Source organism: Rossellomorea aquimaris (assembly GCF_000935355.1).
In the GTDB taxonomy this organism is placed as follows: domain Bacteria; phylum Bacillota; class Bacilli; order Bacillales; family Bacillaceae_B; genus Rossellomorea; species Rossellomorea aquimaris_B.
The window spans coordinates 652,536-671,769 of record NZ_JXZC01000001.1 but is presented as its reverse complement, the minus strand read 5'-3'; the positions used below and the strand labels follow the sequence as shown (position 1 = coordinate 671,769).

Below are 19,234 nucleotides of genomic sequence, written 5' to 3'. Positions count from 1 at the left end.
TTAGGGAGGGGATAATGATGAAAAAACAAGTTCTGACGGGTATCAAACCAACAGGGCGTATTCATTTAGGGAATTATATCGGTGCGATTAAACCTGCATTACGATTGGCGGAAAATGTATCTTACAACACAGCTTATTTTGTTGCGGATTATCATGGTTTAACGAAGGTACATGATCAGCATGAAATGAAAGAACTGTCCTATGGAGTGACAGCAGCCTGGTTAGCCTTAGGGTTGAATCCTGATCGAGCGATCTTCTACCGTCAATCCGATGTACCTGAAATCTTTGAATTGAGCTGGATTCTCGCTTGCTTTGCACCGAAAGGAATAATGAACCGAGCGCATGCGTATAAATCAATGGTCGAAGATAATCAAAACAGCGGCAGAGAAGCAGATGCAGGGGTCAACATGGGCTTATTCACCTACCCGATATTGATGGCCGCGGATATCCTTCTATTTCAAACGGAACTGGTTCCTGTTGGAAAAGACCAAATTCAGCATGTTGAAATAGCCAGGGACCTGGCAGAAAACTTTAATAAGCAATATGGCGAAACATTTGTTCTTCCCGAGTATATCATACAGGAAGAAACATCTGTTCTACCGGGACTAGATGGAAGGAAAATGAGTAAAAGCTATAACAATACGATTCCTTTATTTGAAGAACCGAAAAAACTGCAAAAACTAATAAATAAAATCAAAACAGATTCCTCAACCCCCGAAGAGCCTAAGGATACTGAATCGTCCGTCATATTTTCGCTCTACAAAGAATTCGCAACATCCGATCAAGTTGAAGAAATGAGAGGGAGATTTCAAGGAGGAATAGGCTGGGGAGAAGCGAAAAAAGAACTCTTTGGAGTCATGAATTCATTCATTGAAGAACCGCGATCCAAATATAAAGAACTGATGGCAAATCCCCATTTGCTGGATTCCATACTGCAAATGGGTGCAATAAAAGCGCGGGAAAAAACGATCCCATTCATGAAAGAGATTAAAAGGAAAATAGGAATTTAAGATTGATTGAAATATAACATCGTGAGGGATTGGTTTTTCAGATAATTCATAATTCTTATTGACTTTTCTTCTCCTTTGTTATAAGTTATGGGAAAGTTATTTTTCACAAATTCATATTGTTTCTTATCAAGAGAGGTAGAGGGACTGGCCCGAAGACACCTCAGCAACCAGCCGCAAGATTCAGGTATGGTGCTAATTCCAGCAAGTTGATGTCAACTTGGACGATAAGAGGGAGAACGAACGTACAAAACCTTCTTATTTTCATAAGAAGGTTTTTTTGTTTTTTCCCTTTTCGTTTTCAGGGACAGAAAAGGAGAGAAGAATGTTGAAAAAACATATTGATACTTTGCTTGTCCAGGCAGGGAACCGGAAAGATCCTGCAACGGGTGCTGTGAGCCTGCCCATTCATTTATCGACTGCTTATGAACATAAGGGGATTGGCCAATCGACAGGCTATGATTACACGAGAACAGGAAATCCAACACGCGGCACCTTAGAGGAAGCTCTTACTCTATTAGAGGAGGGGCATAGGGGATTTGCCTTCAGTTCGGGAATGGCAGCGATTCAGGCAATCCTTGGCTTATTCTCGACTGGGGATGAATTGATCGTATCGAAAGACCTTTACGGGGGAAGCTACCGTTTATTCGTTCAGTATGAAGCACAATACGGGATCAAATTTCATTTTGTTGATACAAGTGATGCAGGCTCTATAGAAGAACAAACTTCAAACAGAACAAAAGCCATATTCCTTGAAACGCCAACCAATCCATTGATGAATGAAGCAAATATATCTGAGGTTGCCGGTATTGCAAAGCATAATGGATTGCTTTTAATTGTTGATAATACTTTCTATACACCTGTGCTGCAAAAACCTCTCACTGAGGGAGCAGACATTGTCATTCACAGTGCGACGAAATACTTAGGGGGTCATAATGACGTGCTGGCCGGAGTTGTGGTCGTAAACTCAGAGGAGTTGGCGGAGAAAATCTACACCATTCAAAATTCGATCGGCGCGGTTCTCGCACCTTTTGATTGCTGGCTCTTATTAAGAGGGATGAAAACCCTTAGTCTCAGAATGGCTCAGCATGAAAAAAACGCAAGAAAACTAGCCGACTATCTTGAGGGGCATGAATGTGTAACGGACGTTTTGTATCCGGGGAAAGGCGGCATGCTCTCTTTTCGCATCGCAAAGGAAGAATGGGTGGCACCCTTTCTCCGCCACTTAAAAGTTATTACGTTTGCTGAGAGTTTAGGGGGGGTTGAGAGCTTCATCACCTATCCCGCAACCCAGACACATGCAGACATTCCTGAAGAAGAACGAAAAAGGCTTGGTATCTGCAACAGACTCCTGCGGTTTTCTGTAGGAATCGAATTTATTGATGACCTGATAGCAGACTTGGAGAATGTTTTTCATCAATTGGAAAAAGAGGTGCTTACGTATGAGTAAAAAACCATTTTCACTACAGACGTCACTCATTCATTCTCACGGATTTGATGAAGAAACAGGAGCGGTCTCTACTCCGATTCATCATGCAACAACTTTTCATCAACAGGATTTCGACCAGTATGGAACATATGACTACAGCCGATCGGGAAATCCAACGAGGGAAACCGTCGAGGAAACGATAGCTGAGCTCGAAGGAGGGGTAAGGGGATTTGCCTTTTCATCCGGAATGGCGGCAATCTCAACAAGTTTTCTATTATTATCGAGCGGGGATCACGTTCTCGTATCAGAAGAGGTATATGGTGGGACCTACAGGATGATCACGGAAGTCCTCACTAAGTTTGATATAGAATACTCCTTCGTGAACATGAAGGACCTGCATGAAGTGGCTTGTTCAATCAAGCACAATACAAAAGTGATCTATATGGAGACACCATCGAATCCGCTGCTGAACATCACGGATATTGAGGGAGTCGTTAAGCTTGCCAAGGCAAATGGATGTTTAACGTTCCTTGATAATACATTCATGACTCCCCTGCTGCAAAGACCGATCAGTCTGGGTGTAGATGTTGTCCTCCACAGTGCCACGAAGTTTCTTGCCGGCCATAGTGATGTCTTAGCGGGGCTTGCGGTAACAGGGAATGAAGAGATTGCTGGGAAACTTGCTTTCCTGCAGAATTCGTTTGGTGCGGTCCTCGGGGTCCAGGATTGCTGGCTGCTCTTAAGAGGAATGAAGACACTGCACGTAAGGTTGAAAGAGTCTTCTGAATCGGCATATAAGATTGCAAGCTTCCTAGAAAAGAGAAAGGAAGTTGAAGAAGTGTACTACCCGGGCTTGAGCTATCACCCCGGTCGTGAAATTCAAGTTCGCCAGGCAGAGGGGCCAGGTGCGGTTCTTTCCTTCCGATTGAAAGGAGAAGAGGAAGTGAAGCAACTTATACAACATGTAAACATTCCCGTATTCGCCGTAAGTCTTGGGGCAGTGGAATCCATTTTATCCTATCCTTCAAGAATGTCACATGCTTCCATGCCAAAAGAGGAAAGGGAAAGAAGAGGTATTACAGATGGTTTATTGCGATTATCAGTAGGACTTGAAAACGTGGATGAATTAATTAATGATCTTAAAAACGGTTTAGATAGTATTCAAAAGATCAATAGAAACAACGTGATAAATCTATAAAAAAGGAGGGAACGTCATGAAGCCGTTGCTGGAAGCACTGAAAGAGAGAATATTGATTGCTGATGGGGCGATCGGAACACTTTTGTATTCATATGGAGTGGACAGATGCTTTGAAGAATTGAATTTATCCCACCCCAATGAAGTGTTGAAGGTCCATAAAGAGTATATTGATGCAGGAGCAGATATCATTCAGACCAATACGTATGGAGCCAACTATCAAAAGCTTTCCAGATACGGATTGGAGGATTCGGTAAAGGAAATAAATACAGCTGCCGTTCGTCTGGCAAGAAAAGCAGCAGGTGACAACACCTATATCCTGGGTACCATCGGGGGAATCAGGGCGATCAAACAAAATGTGTCGCTGGAAGAAATCAAGAGAAGCTTCCGAGAACAGCTATACTGTTTATTATTAGAGGGTGTAGACGGCATTTTACTTGAAACCTATTACGATTTTGAGGAATTGACCACTGTGTTAAACATTTTAAAGCGTGAAGCGGACATTCCTGTCATTGCTCAAGTTTCCCTTCATGAAACCGGAGTTCTTCAAAATGGAATGGAAATAAGAGATGCCCTTCAACAATTAGAATTACTGGGAGCGGATGTTGTCGGCATTAATTGTCGCATGGGGCCATTTCATATGGTGAATTCCTTAGAGGAAGTTCCATTACCTAAAAGGGCGTTTCTATCCGTCTATCCCAATGCCAGTCTGCCAAACTATGAAGAAGGCAGATTCTATTACTCTGCTGAGCCTGATTACTTTGGGGACATAAGCAACGAATTGCGATTGCAAGGTGCAAGAATCATTGGTGGCTGTTGTGGAACCACACCTGATCACATTCGTTCTGTAGCTGCAAGGTTAAAAAGCCGGGAGCCCGTGAAAGAAAAAGTGGTGAAAAAGAAAAAGGTTGTTCAGTTATCATCACCTTCTGTCAGGGGAAACTTGCTGCATGAGCAGGTAAGAGAAAAGAAAACGATCATTGTTGAACTAGATCCACCTAAGCATCTCGACACGAAGCTTTTCTTCCAAGGGGCTGAGGCATTAAAGGAAGCTGGAATTGATGCACTTACGCTTGCTGACAATCCGTTAGCGTCGCCTCGGATAAGTAATGACGCCATTGGGAGTATGGTCAGATCCAAGTTTGACCTTACACCTCTGGTTCACATCACTTGTCGGGATCGAAACCTGATTGGACTTCAGTCCCATTTAATGGGCTTACACACGTTAGGGATACACAATATATTAGCAATAACGGGTGACCCGGCCAAGATCGGAGATTTTCCAGGGGCAGCATCCGTGTATGATTTATCTTCCCTTGAACTCATTGAATTGATCAAACAGAACAATGAGGGGATATCCTTTTCAGGTAAATCACTCCGGGAAAGGACTCAGTTTTCAGTAGGTGCAGCTTTCAATCCGAATTTCCGTCATTTAGACGCCTCCGTTAAGAGGCTTGAAAAGAAAAAGAAAGCAGGTGCTGACTATTTCATTTCTCAACCGATCTTTGGGAAAGAGCAACTGATTCAAGTACATGAAGCTACAAAGCATTTAGATGTTCCGATCTTTATAGGGATCATGCCGTTGATCAGCTCAAGAAATGCAGAGTTTCTACATCATGAAGTACCTGGAATCAACGTTCCAGAAGAAACAAGACAAAGAATGAAGGAAGCAGGAAGTGATCCCGTCATTACAAGAGCAATTGGCATGGAGATAGCCAAAGACTTACTTGATACTGCAATAGATCTGTTTAATGGGATTTACCTTATCACACCTTTTGTACGTTATGATATGAGCATTGAATTGATTCAACATATACAAGAGAAAACAAAACCGGAAAGAGAGGTTCCCTATGGCCATCACTTTGTTTGAAAAGCAGCTTAGGAAAAAAATACTCGTACTCGATGGAGCAATGGGAACGATGCTTCAACAAGCGAATTTATCCTCGGAGGATTTTGGTGGAGAAGAGCTTGAAGGATGTAATGAAAATCTGGTTTTAACGGTGCCAGAGGTGATCTATCAAATCCATCTTGAATATTTGAAAGCGGGGGCCGATGTGATTGAAACGAATACGTTTGGTGCAACTCCCATTGTACTGGACGAATATGATTTAGGCTCTAAAGCATATGAAATTAATAAAGTAGCAGCTGAAATCGCCAAAAAAGCTGCAGGAGATATCTCAACCTCCGAGTGGCCCAGGTTTGTTGCAGGATCTCTAGGCCCCACTACCAAAACCCTATCCGTAACAGGAGGGATAAGCTTCGATGAGTTAGTAGACAACTATCGTGTTCAAGCAGAAGGACTTCTCGATGGAGGAGTCGATGTACTGCTGCTCGAAACGAGTCAGGATGCTTTAAATGTAAAAGCAGCAAACCTCGGAATTCGATCTGCCTTTGAATCCAGAAGAAAAGAGATCCCGATTTTGTTATCCGGAACCATTGAACCGATGGGCACTACACTCGCGGGGCAGACGATCGAAGCATTTTATTTATCCCTAGAACATTTAAACCCTTTGGTCGTTGGTCTAAACTGCGCAACCGGACCTGAATTTATGCGCGATCATATTCGCTCCTTATCAAATCTGGCCACTACCTATGTCAGCTGTTATCCCAATGCAGGGCTTCCGGATGAAGAGGGGAATTACAATGAAACCGCTGATTCACTAAGTGTAAAGATGAAAGGTTTTGCTGAGAAAGGCTGGTTGAATCTCGTTGGAGGGTGCTGTGGAACAACACCGGAGCATATTCGTGCCCTTTCAGATGTGGTGAAGGGATTGCCTCCTCGTAAACCCAACGAGTCTCACCCTCATGCAGTGTCGGGAATTGAAGCTTTCGTCTATGAGGATGCAGACAGAAGACCGATCCTGGTAGGAGAACGGACGAATGTCATCGGTTCACGTAAATTTAAACGATTGATTGCAGAGAATAAAATAGAAGAAGCGTCAGAGATTGCGAGAGCACAAGTGAAAAATGGAGCTCAGGTGATCGATATCTGCCTTGCAGATCCCGATCGAGAAGAAGTAGACGATATGAATGTATTTATCCAGGAAGTGGTGAAAAAAGTAAAAGTTCCACTTGTCATTGATTCAACGGATGAGAAAGTGCTTGAGACCGCCTTGAAATATTCTCAAGGGAAAGTAATCATAAACTCGATTAATCTCGAAGACGGAGAAGAGCGGTTTGAGAAGATAACAAAGCTTATGAAGGAATACGGAGCGGCGGTTGTCGTAGGAACGATTGATGAAAAAGGAATGGGAGTGTCTGTAGAGCGTAAGGTAGAAATTGCCATCCGCTCACATAAACTGTTAACAGAGAAATATGGGGTAGCTTCAGAAGACATCATCTTTGACCCTCTCGTTTTTCCAGTGGGAACAGGGGATCAGCAATACATTGGATCAGCCAATGCCACCGTCGAAGGGATAAGACAGATTAAGGAGGCCTTACCTGAATGCCCTCATATCTTAGGGGTTAGTAACGTTTCTTTTGGACTGCCTCCTGTTGGGAGGGAAGTGCTGAATGCGGTATATCTTTACCACTGTACCAAAGCGGGACTGGATTATGCCATAGTCAATACGGAAAAACTAGAGCGCTTTGCCTCTATCCCTGTAGAAGAAGTTAGGATGGCTGAGAAGCTCCTATTTGAGACGACGGATGAAACACTGGCTGTATTTACTGCATTTTATAGAGGGAAAAAGAAAGAAGTTAAGGTTCCTGTAAACACAATGACCTTAGAAGAACGACTGGCTCATTATGTAGTGGAAGGAACGAAGGAAGGCCTTATTGATGACTTGAATTCAGCCCTTCAACAATATGATGCTCCTCTTGATATCATCAATGGTCCCCTTATGGCCGGAATGAGTGAAGTCGGGAGGTTATTTAATGATAACCAGCTGATTGTAGCGGAGGTATTACAGAGTGCCGAAGTCATGAAAGCATCCGTTGCTCATTTAGAACCGCATATGGAACAAACGGAAAGTTCATCTGCAAAGGGCAAAGTGATCTTAGCTACGGTTAAGGGGGATGTTCATGACATCGGTAAGAATCTCGTTGATATTATCCTGAGTAATAATGGATATGATGTGATTGACTTAGGCATTAAAGTAACACCTCAGGAACTTATCAAAGTCATACGGGAAGAAAAGCCCGACATCGTAGGTTTATCCGGGCTCCTTGTAAAGTCGGCTCAACAAATGGTCATTACGGCTCAAGATTTAAAGCAGTCTGATATTTCAGTTCCTCTTGTAGTGGGAGGTGCGGCTCTAACACGAAAATTCACTACAAACAAAATTGGCCGGGAATACGATGGGCTGGTTCTTTATGCCAAGGATGCAATGGATGGACTTGGCATCATGAATGGGATTCAACATGAAGAAACAAGGCTGAAGCTGGAGGAAGAAAGTCGTGAAAAGCTAAGCAAGCTTGTTTTGATTGAAGAAACATCAGATCGGGATAGATCGTCAGTTGCAGTCAAAGTACGTTCCACCGTATCAAAAGATGTTAAGGTTCATGTCCCGTCAGACTTGATTCCTCATACCATAAAAGAATTTTCACTTGATCAAATCCATCCCTATATTAATCAGCAAATGCTTCTGGGGCATCATTTAGGCATCAAGGGGAAAATATCCAGGTTACTGGAAGAAAAAGATGAACGAACGGTGGGCTTGAAAGCCGTAACTGATGAATTGTTCCAAAAAGCAAAAAGGGAAGGGATGATTCAGGCATCTGCAAAATATCAATTCTTTCCTGCTCAATCAGATGGAGATGATGTTGTTATTTATCACCCGGATGATTCTTCCACAGAAATAGAACGATTTCACTTTCCAAGACAAGCAGGAAATCAGCATTTGTGTTTAGCCGATTATTTGCGGCCGGTTGAAAGTGGAGAAATGGATTATGTCGGTTTCTTTGCGGTGACGGCCGGTGTGAAAATCAGGCAGTGGGCAAGTGAGATGAAGGAAGAAGGCAGGTTCCTTGAAAGTCACGCCCTGCAGGCTCTTGCCTTAGAAACAGCAGAAGGACTGGCTGAAAGGGTCCATGAGATGATGAGAAGCAGGTGGGGATTCCCTGATCCCGTTGATTTTACGATGCAGGACCGGTTCCGGACCCATTATCAAGGACAGCGTTTTTCATTCGGGTATCCCGCCTGTCCCGAACTTGAGGATCAAAAGAAACTGTTTAAGCTTATCCGACCTGAAACAATCGGAATCCAATTAACGGACGGATGTATGATGGAACCTGAAGCATCGGTAACAGCGATGGTCTTCGCTCATCCGGAAGCAAGGTATTTTAATGTATTATAAAATTCATATTAAAAAGGCAACTTCCAGAGTGGAGTTGCCTTTTTTACTTATGGCGATAAGTTCAAAAGTCTATTCTTATTAAGCTGTTCGTAAGATCGGCAAGGATCCACTGTTTCAAAATAAAAATGGATTTTTTGGAAATGAAAGAACTTAAAGTTAAAGGTTAGGGGATGAAGTGAAATCGGCTTGTAGAGTAATAAAGGGGAAACACAGAGTTAAAAAGAGTGATCTTCTGTTTTAACACTTTGATTACTAAACTTTGTTTCGAGTATTTCCAGTATTCTTTCTTCTGAGAATCCTGTAATCATCGTCAGATTGACTAAACTGGGCTTAAGTCCTATTGTTTCACAGAAATGATAGGCACTTTGGATAGCAAGTGATTCAATACACCTTCTTGTCAGATTGTTTTTCATTCTCTCATCAGCTCCCAACTATTTTGACATATGACTAAGTAGTAGGATTACGACATCATATTAAGATTTGTGGTTGGTTTCTAGTAGGAGATACGTATTCATCGAAATAGTATATCGAGACATACCCTTGCTTTCTGTTTCTCAGTTAATCCTCATTATACACTTTATATTGTGAATTGTAGAGCTATTTTACAAAATAATGTAATGATTTAGAATTTACTTATGATTAATCCGTTTTTTATATGTAATGCAAAGGCAAAAAAATAGTTGTATACAAAGAAGCGGAATGAATTTAGAAGAATGAGAATGCTCATAGATATGAGTGTCTGAATGGAAATTTTGTATGAATATGATATATAATGATGGATGGTGTAAGAAGATGTCGGAATTTCAGAAAAGCGATCGACTTGAACCTGAATGAAGGGCCGATTCTTTAATGGTGAAAGAACACATGAAAAAGAGTATGATTTCCCAACTACTCATTGCGTCAGACAGGGAAGAAGAAATTGATATAAATATGTTCGATTATCATAGGAGGAATCATACATGCATAGAAATCAGGAATTACATACTTTTTTGTTGAGTAAGGCTCGTCAATTAACGGAAGATTGGTATAACTCCTTGGACAAAAGAACAACAAAGGGTGTTTATTCTTCCACAGATCCCAAGGTGATAGAAACTTTAAAAAATCAAAACTTCGAGTTTCACGGAATTCTTTGCAATGTATTTGCTGAGGACAAAGAAACGTTTAACAAGATTATTGATGAATGGGTCTTAACAATTGCAAAGGATAAAGAACATTTAGAGACTCCAAATCACTATATCCTTAAGGAATTCATGAGAGTAAGGGATCAATACCTGGGATTCTTGAAAGAATATGCCGAAACTCACATGGAAGAAAACATATTCGAACAATTTAGCCTTTGGAATTCAGTGATTATTGAGGCATTTGATCGGGTTATGTTACGTTTTGTTGAGCTGCAAACAGAAGTTGTGGAGCAGCAGATCCAATCTCAGCAGGAAGTGATCAATGAATTAAGTTCACCAGTCATATCATTGAACGCACATACAGCACTATTGCCACTTGTGGGTAATATCGATCCAACCCGGGCTGAATTAATTTTAGAGAATGCTTTGGAACAATGTGTCAATAAGGAAGTTTCTCAATTGTTCATTGACTTATCTGGTGTCGTGTTGATTGATACGATGGTAGCTCATCAAATCTTTCAGTTGATTGATGCACTCCAGTTAATCGGTGTTAAACCGATCCTATCTGGATTACGTCCAGAGATAGCACAAACTGCAGTTCAGCTTGGATTGGATTTTGAAAACCTTACGATTACCTCCACCCTGTCACAGGCTTTGACCATCAAGAATAATGAAGTCGTATAATTGAACTAAATCAAAAGCATTCGTACACGGTGTACGGATGCTTTTTTTGGTGCATTCGGTTCAAATTTCGCTTCCATGCTCCTTTTGTATTGTTAAAAAGCAACAATATTTACGAAAATCAGACTTATAGAAACAGCATTCACGTTAAAAAAAATAATCGAAAAATCAAAAGTAACACTTCGAAATAAAATATCTTGAATTAAAGATAATTTTCATGTATGATTTAGATAGAAAGTAAGCAAGAAAATCACAAAGGAGTGAATCTGCTATGAACTTGAAACCACTTAAAGGGCAGCATCACGTTTCTGCCATTACAGCAAATGCAAAGAAGAATTATGAATTCTACACAAAAACACTGGGACTTCGACTCGTGAAAAAATCAATCAACCAGGACGATACATCCGTCTACCATCTTTTCTATGCAGACGAAAGAGGAAATCCAGGGACGGACCTCACATTCTTCGAAATTCCACATGCGGGGAATACGTATAAAGGGACAAATAGTATTTCATTAACATCACTGCGGGTAAACTCGGATGAATCGTTAGCATATTGGAAAAATCGCTTTGAAGAGATGGGTGTTGAGCATGACGGAATTTCTCACCATAGTGGTCGGGCAACACTAAGCTTCCGTGATTTTGAAGGACAGCGACTCATGCTTGTGTCAGATGAGAAGAACGAAGGAGTTCCTGGAGGGAAGCCTTGGGACAAGAGTCCTGTACCCGCCCAGCATGGAATTGTGGGCCTAGGCCCGATAACCCTGACGGTTGCGCAAGGGGAAAACACCGCAATCGTGTTGAAAGACGTATTAGGTTTTAGAGAAACTAGAACCTTTCCCTCCGATGTAGATGGACAACCTGACATTCGTGTGTTTGAAACGGGCGAGGGCGGTACTGGTGGAGAAGTATATTTAGAAGAACGGAGCGATATTCCACAAGAAAGACCGGGAAGAGGAAGTGTTCACCACGTTGCCTTCCGTGTTGAAGATGAAAATGAATTGCGTAAATGGGTAGAGTGGATCACTCAAAATCGTCTGCCGAACTCAGGCTTTGTTGAAAGATACTATTTCAGATCCCTTTACTTCCGTGAACCTAATGGCATTCTTTTCGAACTGGCAACAGATGGACCAGGCTTTGAGACCGATGAAGATTTTGATACTTTAGGAGAGAATTTATCTCTTCCACCATATTTCGAATCGCAAAGAGATTCCATAGAAGCTAAATTAAAACCATTAGATACTAAGGAATAGAGGAGGAAGACAGCATGAAACATCTTTTTAAACAAGGAAATAAAGACTTACCCACACTTTTGCTCCTTCATGGAACAGGTGGAGATGAGCGTGACCTATTACCACTGGCTGAGATGATTGAGCCGAGTGCTTCTGTATTAAGCGTAAAAGGGAATGTGGATGAAAATGGAATGGCCCGATTTTTTGCACGCTTGAGGGAAGGTGTGTTTGATGAAGAAGATTTAGTATTCCGAACGAAGGAATTGAATGATTTCATCGTGGAGAGTGCTGAAAACTACGGGTTCGATCGTCACAATATCGTTGCGTTAGGCTACTCCAATGGAGCGAATATCGCGGCAAGTTTAATGTATCACCACAAAAATGCACTAAAAGGTGGAATCCTATTCCATGCCATGGTTCCAAGACGAAATGTCAGGATTCCCGACTTAAGTGATGTATCTGTATTCATTGGGGCTGGTAAGCGAGATCCACTCATTCCCTTACAAGAGACAAAAGAACTTGTGAAAAATCTTCAAGATGCCGGGACACAGGTGGAAGCGTTCTGGACTGAAGGAGGTCATGAGCTTCGTCGTGAAGAAGTAGATGAAGCAAAACGATGGTTTGAAGACAACTTTAAATGATCTTTGGAATCCGGAAGGGAAGTCTTCCGGATTCTTTATTATCCTTTAACATTCTACTCTCTCATAGGCCTTTAAAACCTGTAGCATACCAAGGGTCAAAATTCCCCGCCATTCCTGTTCAGCAATCGGCCATGTCTCGTCATATTGACCGAACCAGGACCAGTTCGGCTGCCAATATCCTTTCTGGTGTTGTGCTCCAATCTCGACATTCAATTGCACATGTACCTCCTCTTTTAACGCTTCATAAAAAGGGGAGGCAGGCCTATTGGCTACCTGTAATGGTTTGGCTATATATTCATTCCAGCGTGATGGATCCGTACAGACAGTCTTTCGTACTGAAGAAGAAAGGATTTGATAGATTTTGGATTCCGTTTCCCCTTTCACCTCAGAAAGGAGTCGATCATAACAAAGAAAATCATGCATCTCTATTGGGTGAGAAAGATTCTTTAACTCTGTGACGGCTTTCCCAGTCCATTCTTTTAAGCGAGGGTGTTCTGGACTAAATAAATGAAAATACCCAACTATTTCAGCGTTAGGGTTAGCCCATGTTGTTTGAACGCCGCTATGTCCCTTTTTAGAGTCAAAATGCCACCATGGTGCATGGGGAACCAGATTAACCTCTTCAGGCACAGCATGCCAGCCGTTGATTTTCTCATCATATGTGTCTTGCAGGTAGCTCATCGCCTTTTGAACGATGGGGTGTCCGGATGGAAGTTTTAAGTCCTTCGCATGCTGTAATCCAACGGTTGTTGCCATTGGAGATGAATTGTCCAATCGAAAATCAGGCTCTATACAGTTGCCAAATCCCCCGTCTATATTTTGAAAATCTGCTAGTTCTATGATTGCTTCCTTTTTACTTCCTTCTTCAAAATAAAAGCTGAATAGCTTTTGTTCAATTGGTCTTGCATAGGTTTTGATATAGGCAGCTGCTGTATTCCATTGGTGAGATGTCAGTTTCATAAGAGATGCTCCTTTATCGTAGTATTGATGTTTGCTATCTTAATACATTATCTATCAGGTGAGAGAATCCCTGCTTGTTACGATAATTAGTTGGAATACAAAGGTCCGTCCCTCAAAAAGGGAGAAAAATAGATAAAAAAATCGATGCCTGATATTCGGCGGCATCGTTGTTTTATAGAGGTTATAATAAAGAAAGAATGAAATATGTGGGGGGAATGAGGATGATATCAGTCGAACTACAAAGGGAGTATTATCAAGCGTTAGTGGAAAAGAGATCGGATTACGAAGGGATTTTTTTTGTAGGGGTTAAAACGACAGGTGTGTTTTGTCGCCCGACTTGTCCGGCTAGAAAACCTAAATTTGAGAACTGTGAATTCTTTGGAACAGCTCAACAAGCCCTTCTGGCGTCGTTTCGACCTTGTAAAAGGTGTAAGCCCTTAACGCACCCAAATAGTATCTCAAATGTAGTAAAGCTTCTGGTAGAGGCTGTGGAAGCAAAACCTGAAAAACGTTGGAAGGATAAGGATTTTCGGGAGCTATCCATAGATGCATCTACTGCACGGCGTCAATTTAAGAGGCGGTTCGGTATGACCTTTGTAGAATATGCCAGAGCACGGAGGATGGGAATTGCCATGAAGCACATCAGATCAGGCTCAATGGTGATGGATGCTCAACTTGCATCTGGATATGAATCAAGCAGCGGATTCAGAGATGCATTTTCGAGAATTATGGGAACGCCGCCCGCTTTGTCTCATCACCAGCTCATACTAAAAGCAGCTTGGATTGATACGAAACTTGGACCGATGATTGGAATTTCAGATGAAGAGTCTTTATACTTGCTGGAATTTGTTGACCGACGCGGTCTGGAGAATGAAGTGAAGAGATTGAGGGAGAAAACAAAGGCGGCAATCGTTCCCGGTTCTACCGAGCCACTTCGTTCCATCGAAAAGGAATTGAATGCCTACTTTGAGGGCTCTTTATCAGCCTTCCAAACCAAGTTGAAAATTAACGGAACACCTTTTCAACAAAACGTTTGGAGCGAATTGCAAAGAATCCCCTTTGGACAAACCAGATCCTACACTGAGATCGCTCAAAGTATTTCCAGTCCGGCAGCTGTTCGAGCAGTAGCAAGGGCCAATGGGTGTAATCAGCTTGCCATCATCATTCCTTGTCATCGAGTGATACGAGCGAATGGAGATCTTGCCGGCTATGCTGGTGGTCTTAACCGGAAGAAATGGTTGATTGAACACGAATGTAAGATAAATGAGGAAATGAAGGGATCATTCACCAACTAACTCTATAGTGAAGAATACAATTGATCAAAAATAATAAAAGGGTGGTCAAGCATGAAATTTGATGAAGTAATGGCAGCACTTGAAGAGATGGGCAACGAACAGACCAAGAATACATATTTACGTCACGGAGCACAGGAACCAATATTCGGAGTGAAAATTGGGGATATAAAAAAACTGGTGAAACATGTGAAAAAAGAGCAAGGTCTTGCATTCAGCCTGTACGAATCGGGAAATTTCGATGCCATGTACCTGGCAGGATTATCTGTAAATCCTAAAGAAATGAATAAAGGAATCTTACAGGATTGGGTCAATAAAGCAGATTGGTATATGCTGGCTGAATACACGGTTGCTAATATAACCGCAGAGAGCGACTACGCTATTGAATTAGCGAATGAGTGGATCAAATCGGAAAATGAAATGACGGCAACGGCTGGCTGGAGTGCCTATGCAGGGTATATTAGTATTACCCCAGACCAAGAAATCAATTTAGACGAAATCAAACAGTATCTGAAACATATTGAAAAAACGATACATGAAGAGAGAAATAGAGTACGCTACGTAATGAATGGATTCGTCATTTCAGTTGGAGCACATGTAGCCCCATTGTTAGATGACGCAAAACAAGTGGCGAATAAAATTGGGAAAGTACATGTCGATGTTGGTAATACAGCATGTAAAGTACCGGTAGCGGCCACCTATATAAAAAAGATAGAGGATAAAGACAGGGTCGGAGTGAAAAGAAAGACATGCATTTGTTAAATAGGTAAAGGGAGATTGGAAAGGAGATCATATTGAATTTATTTGGCAGAGCTGAGGATACAATAGCCATATTTTCAATGAATGTATACTACTAATATATGAAGAATTTCAATTAGTCAACAACCGGTCATTTTCATTTCTCTGTTGCAGAAGAAGTGTATAGCTACTAGACTATGAAATAGAGTCCTTAACAGAATCGGGAGCAATGTACAGATGAATGTAGTAAGAAAGGGTACTATTTTAGGTATAGCAGCAAGCATACAAGGATTGGCCATGGCTATCTTTTTGTTTCCCCATTTTATCCCTTCAGGTGGCGCTGCAAGTGTGAGTGTGCTAGTAAACTATTTGTTGGATGTCCCATTTGCCATTACGCTATGGGTGTTAAATGCTTCTCTTTTACTAGCTGCAGTAAAATGGTTAGGAAAAGAGAATGCACTTTGGACCATGTATTGTGTGACAGTCACGTCGTTTGTAGTCAATTTCTTGAATTCTCATTTAATCGGAACTGTTTCCTTTATTTTCGTCGATCTCTTGATTGGCAGCATCCTTTTCGGAATAGGGATAGGCATTCTTTTTAGAATGGGAGCATCCTCTGGAGGGATGGACATTTTAGCACTTATTATTTCAAAGCTAAAAGGCTACACCCCAGGGAAGATTTTATTCTTCATTAATGGCAGTGTGTTACTACTGACAGGAGTCGTAGTAGATTTAAAAATCATTCTTTTTGCCTTAGCCTGCCAATTCATATCAACAAGAATCCTGGATGTCATTTGTCAGGTGGAATACAAACGAAGCCTCAACCGCCTTGAAAATCAGTAAACAGAAGGTCCGTCCCTATTGAGGGACGGACCTTCTGTTTACGATATTTCTTTAATGATGGATTTGACTGTGTGTTCCGGTGAGTTTTCGAAAAGTGAAATATATTGAAAAAGTTTGTTCTTGGGAAGCAGGTGTTTTCTAATTTCTTTAGCCGTTTTTCCCTCCAGGTGTGCTTTCATAACGGCTTCTTGAAGGTTTTGAAGGTAAGCTAGTTTCTTCTCTAAAAGCTTTCTCCCATGCCTCAAGTACCCTTGATGTGAACAATATACTTCCTGAAAGGAATACTGAAGTGTTTTGTCTATTGAGCGAATGAGTTCCGGTACAGACTCGAATGAAAAGTTAGATGTAGGAGAATGGAATAAATATAAATCCCCCGAAAAGCAAATGCCCTTTTCTTCATCAATGAGAACAATATGATCCTCAGCGTGCCCCGGTGTATGAACAATTTTAAAGGAGTGTTTAGTTGTTTCAAATACTCCCCTTTGAAGTGGTGAAGGGTGAAACGCTGGACGATTATGCCAGAACATAGCTCTGTAAAAAGGAAGTTTAGTGCTGTGGTTGCATTTTTCCACCCCTAATGGATGGATCCATTGAGGAATGGAGTAAAACCTTTCAATCCATGAACTATTGCCAGTATGATCTTCGTGGTGATGAGTATGAATGACTTCTTTAATCTGGAGCTCTTTAAAAATAGTACGCACTTCATTCTTCATACTGTATGGTCCCGTATCAACGAGAACATCATCGACTTTAAAAATATAAACGGGCATCTTCTGACCTAATGTTTGAACGTTTAATTTAAATGATTGTATCAATGAAGTAACTCCTTATGTATAAGTGTTATAGTACATTATTCGAATGAAAGTTTTAAATTCCTGCATGAATACATATTTATGTACGAATTTCCTGTTAAAGGTCGAATGGAAAGGTGTATATGGTATTATTTTCTATAAGGGGAATATCAGACATTTTTTGAAGGGGTTTTCAATGTATGAAGGTGAAACAGAAGTCTTTACTTGTAATCCTTACGATTCTGATGGTGATTACTATCGTAATGCTAGATAAGATGGGTTTGAAAAAGGCCATTGAAGCATGTGAGAGCAATGAGGGATTAGCAGAAGTGAAAGAAGGGATCCTTTCTTGGAATGTTTCATGTGAAGAAAAGTAACTCCTCCAATGCTAAAAATGGTAGACTAGAGAGAGAATCGTTATTCACAGGGGGAAATGCTTTGCAGAAGTGTAATGTATGTAACAATCAGTTCCAATGGAAAGAGTTATTATTCTCCATTTGGAGATCTTATAAACCTATTGAATGCAGTCAATGTGGGAAGAAGCATACAATAAATTTTGCCTCAAAATTTTTTGTTTCATTTCTCATCATCGTTCCAGCGGTTGTATTCGGATTATTGATTGCACCCGATCAAGGGCTATCAAAGCCGGTGACTTTTGGAGTGATCGTTGGTTTGGCGTTTATGGTCTCGTTGATTCTACCGTTGTTCGTTAAATACGAGTATAAAAACTAATCATAAAGAGAGCTGCCGAAATAGGTAGCTCTTTTTTCAGCCATTGAAAGATCTCCAAAAGGAATTGGCTTTTAGTTAGTAAACTCAAGAATGTCATGATGGTGAAGGAAGTATAGACTTCATGTCACCGGGCTGAAAATCAAGAAAGCCAAAGGACAATAAATGTAATATGATGGATGTTGGTTCCTGTTTATCACAAAATGTTCGGAATTTCTTCAGCAATTATATGACAAAGCGACGGCTGATAGTATAGAATGAAAGATAATTAAGGTAAGGCTTCAAGAGTTTAGAATGCATCAAGCAATAGTATTGAAAATCGATTTTCATATTAATGATTAGTTAATAGAAGTAAAACGGTTCTCGAATATTTGGCTGATTCATTTCATTCTTTTGGTAGGTTGTGCTGTTTTAAGGAGAGAATTGATGCTAGAATACAAAGTTCACCAAGGAGTCGGCAAAGAATATGTGGTGTTTCTTCATGGAATTGGAGGGAACTCGAGAATTTTCGGCAAACAGCTCGATATTTTCAAAAAATATTATAATGTGATAACGATTCATTTGCCAGGGCATGGGGAGTCCCCAAGTGTAGAATCCTATAATGAAAAATTCACAATTGATTTAAATGTTCGTGAAGTTTTTAAGGTATTAGATCATCTTCAAGTGGAACGTGCTCATTTTATCGGCATTTCTTTAGGATCGGTTCTAATCCACGCTTTATTACAGGCTGCTCCAAACCGAGTGAAAAGTGCCGTATTAGGGGGATGTATCACTAGATTCAATTTGTTATCCAATACACTACTTAAAATTGGTGATGCAGTGAAAAATATGATCCCTTTCATGTGGTTATATAAAATTTTCGCCTACATCATGATGCCTAAAAGCAATCACAGAATTTCCAGAAAGTTATTCATACGCGAAGCAAAGAAAATGAATCGTAATGATTTTCTCGGGTGGTATCGTCTGACACCGTTTGTGAAATCAACTTACGCTTCTGTGCAGGAAAGGGCTTCTCATGTTCCTAAGCTTTATATATCCGGGAAAGAAGATCATCTGTTTGTTCGGTCACTTGATCAGGATACAAAGGGAGACCCTTCAGCCACGAAAGTGTTTCTTGAGGATTGTGGACACGTATGTAATGTAGAGAAGCCAAATGAATTTAATCGACTGGCTCTTGATTTCATTTATAAGAACCAAGATGTTCCATTGCGCAGGGTGCAATAAAATTAATGAAAATCCCATTTCTTCATTGGAATGGGATTTTTTGTATAGCTTCATG

17 protein-coding genes and 1 riboswitch are annotated in these 19,234 nt (G+C 41.0%); of the genes, 14 read left to right on the top strand and 3 right to left on the bottom strand.

The genetic code is table 11. The annotated features are described in order from the left end of the window. The first annotated feature begins 17 nt into the window (after positions 1-17). From TV75_RS03450 to metH, 5 genes are all read left to right on the top strand, one after another. The gene (locus tag TV75_RS03450; protein WP_082051128.1) at positions 18-1,010 is read left to right on the top strand and encodes a tryptophan--tRNA ligase; all 993 of its coding nucleotides are present in this window, start codon (positions 18-20) and stop codon (positions 1,008-1,010) included. 120 nt (positions 1,011-1,130) lie between these two features. Next, positions 1,131-1,241, top strand: a riboswitch (SAM riboswitch). 91 nt (positions 1,242-1,332) lie between these two features. Then, complete coding sequence (locus tag TV75_RS03445; RefSeq protein ID WP_044337259.1) at positions 1,333-2,457, top strand: methionine biosynthesis PLP-dependent protein; 1,125 nt, start codon at positions 1,333-1,335, stop codon at positions 2,455-2,457. Then, positions 2,450-3,634: a cystathionine beta-lyase gene (gene metC, locus TV75_RS03440; RefSeq protein WP_044337258.1), complete on the top strand. Its 1,185-nt coding sequence runs from the start codon at positions 2,450-2,452 to the stop codon at positions 3,632-3,634. Before TV75_RS03445 ends, metC begins: the two co-directional genes overlap by 8 nt. Positions 3,635-3,650: 16 nt before the next feature. Next, the gene (locus TV75_RS03435; RefSeq protein WP_044337257.1) at positions 3,651-5,501 is read left to right on the top strand and encodes a bifunctional homocysteine S-methyltransferase/methylenetetrahydrofolate reductase; all 1,851 of its coding nucleotides are present in this window, start codon (positions 3,651-3,653) and stop codon (positions 5,499-5,501) included. Then, on the top strand, positions 5,482-8,928 hold the full coding sequence (gene metH, locus TV75_RS03430) for a methionine synthase (RefSeq protein ID WP_044337256.1): 3,447 nt from the start codon (positions 5,482-5,484) through the stop codon (positions 8,926-8,928). The genes TV75_RS03435 and metH overlap by 20 nt, the downstream gene beginning before the upstream one ends. Before the next feature lie 215 nt (positions 8,929-9,143). Here the strand turns inward: metH and TV75_RS03425 are convergent, their stop codons facing one another. Continuing rightward, the gene (locus TV75_RS03425; RefSeq protein WP_044337255.1) at positions 9,144-9,341 is read right to left on the bottom strand and encodes a hypothetical protein; all 198 of its coding nucleotides are present in this window, start codon (positions 9,339-9,341) and stop codon (positions 9,144-9,146) included. Between the two features lie 546 nt (positions 9,342-9,887). Here TV75_RS03425 and TV75_RS03420 point away from each other — a divergent pair. The 3 genes from TV75_RS03420 (at position 9,888) to TV75_RS03410 (ending at position 12,602) form a co-directional block, all read left to right on the top strand. Then, positions 9,888-10,733 (top strand): STAS domain-containing protein, encoded by an 846-nt coding sequence (locus TV75_RS03420; RefSeq protein WP_044337254.1) that lies wholly within the window; start codon positions 9,888-9,890, stop codon positions 10,731-10,733. A gap of 268 nt (positions 10,734-11,001) precedes the next feature. Next, positions 11,002-11,982, top strand: a complete 981-nt coding sequence (locus TV75_RS03415) for a ring-cleaving dioxygenase (protein ID WP_044337253.1) — start codon at positions 11,002-11,004, stop codon at positions 11,980-11,982. 14 nt (positions 11,983-11,996) lie between these two features. Beyond that, positions 11,997-12,602: an alpha/beta hydrolase gene (locus tag TV75_RS03410; protein ID WP_044337252.1), complete on the top strand. Its 606-nt coding sequence runs from the start codon at positions 11,997-11,999 to the stop codon at positions 12,600-12,602. Positions 12,603-12,647: 45 nt separating this feature from the next. On the opposite strand, the gene TV75_RS03405 is transcribed toward TV75_RS03410, so the two are convergent. Continuing rightward, positions 12,648-13,562, bottom strand: a complete 915-nt coding sequence (locus TV75_RS03405; RefSeq protein WP_044337251.1) for a hypothetical protein — start codon at positions 13,560-13,562, stop codon at positions 12,648-12,650. A gap of 221 nt (positions 13,563-13,783) precedes the next feature. Between TV75_RS03405 and TV75_RS03400 the strand changes: the two genes are divergently transcribed. From TV75_RS03400 to TV75_RS03390, 3 genes are all read left to right on the top strand, one after another. Then, on the top strand, positions 13,784-14,857 hold the full coding sequence (locus TV75_RS03400; protein WP_044337250.1) for a bifunctional transcriptional activator/DNA repair enzyme AdaA: 1,074 nt from the start codon (positions 13,784-13,786) through the stop codon (positions 14,855-14,857). Between the two features lie 51 nt (positions 14,858-14,908). After that, on the top strand, positions 14,909-15,616 hold the full coding sequence (locus TV75_RS03395) for a DNA alkylation repair protein (protein WP_044337249.1): 708 nt from the start codon (positions 14,909-14,911) through the stop codon (positions 15,614-15,616). A gap of 213 nt (positions 15,617-15,829) precedes the next feature. Continuing rightward, a complete protein-coding gene (locus TV75_RS03390; protein ID WP_044337248.1) occupies positions 15,830-16,435 on the top strand; it encodes a YitT family protein in 606 nt (201 codons plus the stop codon). Positions 16,436-16,473: 38 nt separating this feature from the next. On the opposite strand, the gene TV75_RS03385 is transcribed toward TV75_RS03390, so the two are convergent. Continuing rightward, positions 16,474-17,250 carry an MBL fold metallo-hydrolase gene (locus TV75_RS03385; protein ID WP_044337247.1) on the bottom strand — a complete coding sequence of 259 codons (777 nt, stop codon included), beginning with the start codon at positions 17,248-17,250 and terminating at the stop codon, positions 16,474-16,476. Between the two features lie 176 nt (positions 17,251-17,426). On the opposite strand from TV75_RS03385, the gene TV75_RS21750 reads away from it, so the two are divergent. From TV75_RS21750 to TV75_RS03375, 3 genes are all read left to right on the top strand, one after another. Beyond that, entirely contained in the window at positions 17,427-17,603 is a 177-nt protein-coding gene (locus TV75_RS21750; protein WP_156142309.1) for a hypothetical protein, read from the top strand. Positions 17,604-17,664: 61 nt separating this feature from the next. Beyond that, positions 17,665-17,958 (top strand): TIGR04104 family putative zinc finger protein, encoded by a 294-nt coding sequence (locus TV75_RS03380; protein ID WP_044337246.1) that lies wholly within the window; start codon positions 17,665-17,667, stop codon positions 17,956-17,958. Positions 17,959-18,381: 423 nt separating this feature from the next. Continuing rightward, positions 18,382-19,179 (top strand): alpha/beta fold hydrolase, encoded by a 798-nt coding sequence (locus TV75_RS03375; protein ID WP_044337245.1) that lies wholly within the window; start codon positions 18,382-18,384, stop codon positions 19,177-19,179. The last annotated feature ends 55 nt before the right edge of the window (positions 19,180-19,234 follow it).

What these genes read in the sequence shown, in the direction of transcription:
- TV75_RS03450 (WP_082051128.1), top strand. Translation starts at nt 18, where the DNA reads ATGAAAAAACAAGTTCTGACGGGTATCAAACCAACAGGGCGTATTCAT.
- TV75_RS03445 (WP_044337259.1), top strand. Translation starts at nt 1,333, where the DNA reads ATGTTGAAAAAACATATTGATACTTTGCTTGTCCAGGCAGGGAACCGG.
- metC (WP_044337258.1), top strand. Translation starts at nt 2,450, where the DNA reads ATGAGTAAAAAACCATTTTCACTACAGACGTCACTCATTCATTCTCAC.
- TV75_RS03435 (WP_044337257.1), top strand. Translation starts at nt 3,651, where the DNA reads ATGAAGCCGTTGCTGGAAGCACTGAAAGAGAGAATATTGATTGCTGAT.
- metH (WP_044337256.1), top strand. Translation starts at nt 5,482, where the DNA reads ATGGCCATCACTTTGTTTGAAAAGCAGCTTAGGAAAAAAATACTCGTA.
- TV75_RS03425 (WP_044337255.1), bottom strand. Translation starts at nt 9,341, where the DNA reads ATGAAAAACAATCTGACAAGAAGGTGTATTGAATCACTTGCTATCCAA.
- TV75_RS03420 (WP_044337254.1), top strand. Translation starts at nt 9,888, where the DNA reads ATGCATAGAAATCAGGAATTACATACTTTTTTGTTGAGTAAGGCTCGT.
- TV75_RS03415 (WP_044337253.1), top strand. Translation starts at nt 11,002, where the DNA reads ATGAACTTGAAACCACTTAAAGGGCAGCATCACGTTTCTGCCATTACA.
- TV75_RS03410 (WP_044337252.1), top strand. Translation starts at nt 11,997, where the DNA reads ATGAAACATCTTTTTAAACAAGGAAATAAAGACTTACCCACACTTTTG.
- TV75_RS03405 (WP_044337251.1), bottom strand. Translation starts at nt 13,562, where the DNA reads ATGAAACTGACATCTCACCAATGGAATACAGCAGCTGCCTATATCAAA.
- TV75_RS03400 (WP_044337250.1), top strand. Translation starts at nt 13,784, where the DNA reads ATGATATCAGTCGAACTACAAAGGGAGTATTATCAAGCGTTAGTGGAA.
- TV75_RS03395 (WP_044337249.1), top strand. Translation starts at nt 14,909, where the DNA reads ATGAAATTTGATGAAGTAATGGCAGCACTTGAAGAGATGGGCAACGAA.
- TV75_RS03390 (WP_044337248.1), top strand. Translation starts at nt 15,830, where the DNA reads ATGAATGTAGTAAGAAAGGGTACTATTTTAGGTATAGCAGCAAGCATA.
- TV75_RS21750 (WP_156142309.1), top strand. Translation starts at nt 17,427, where the DNA reads ATGAAGGTGAAACAGAAGTCTTTACTTGTAATCCTTACGATTCTGATG.
- TV75_RS03375 (WP_044337245.1), top strand. Translation starts at nt 18,382, where the DNA reads ATGCTAGAATACAAAGTTCACCAAGGAGTCGGCAAAGAATATGTGGTG.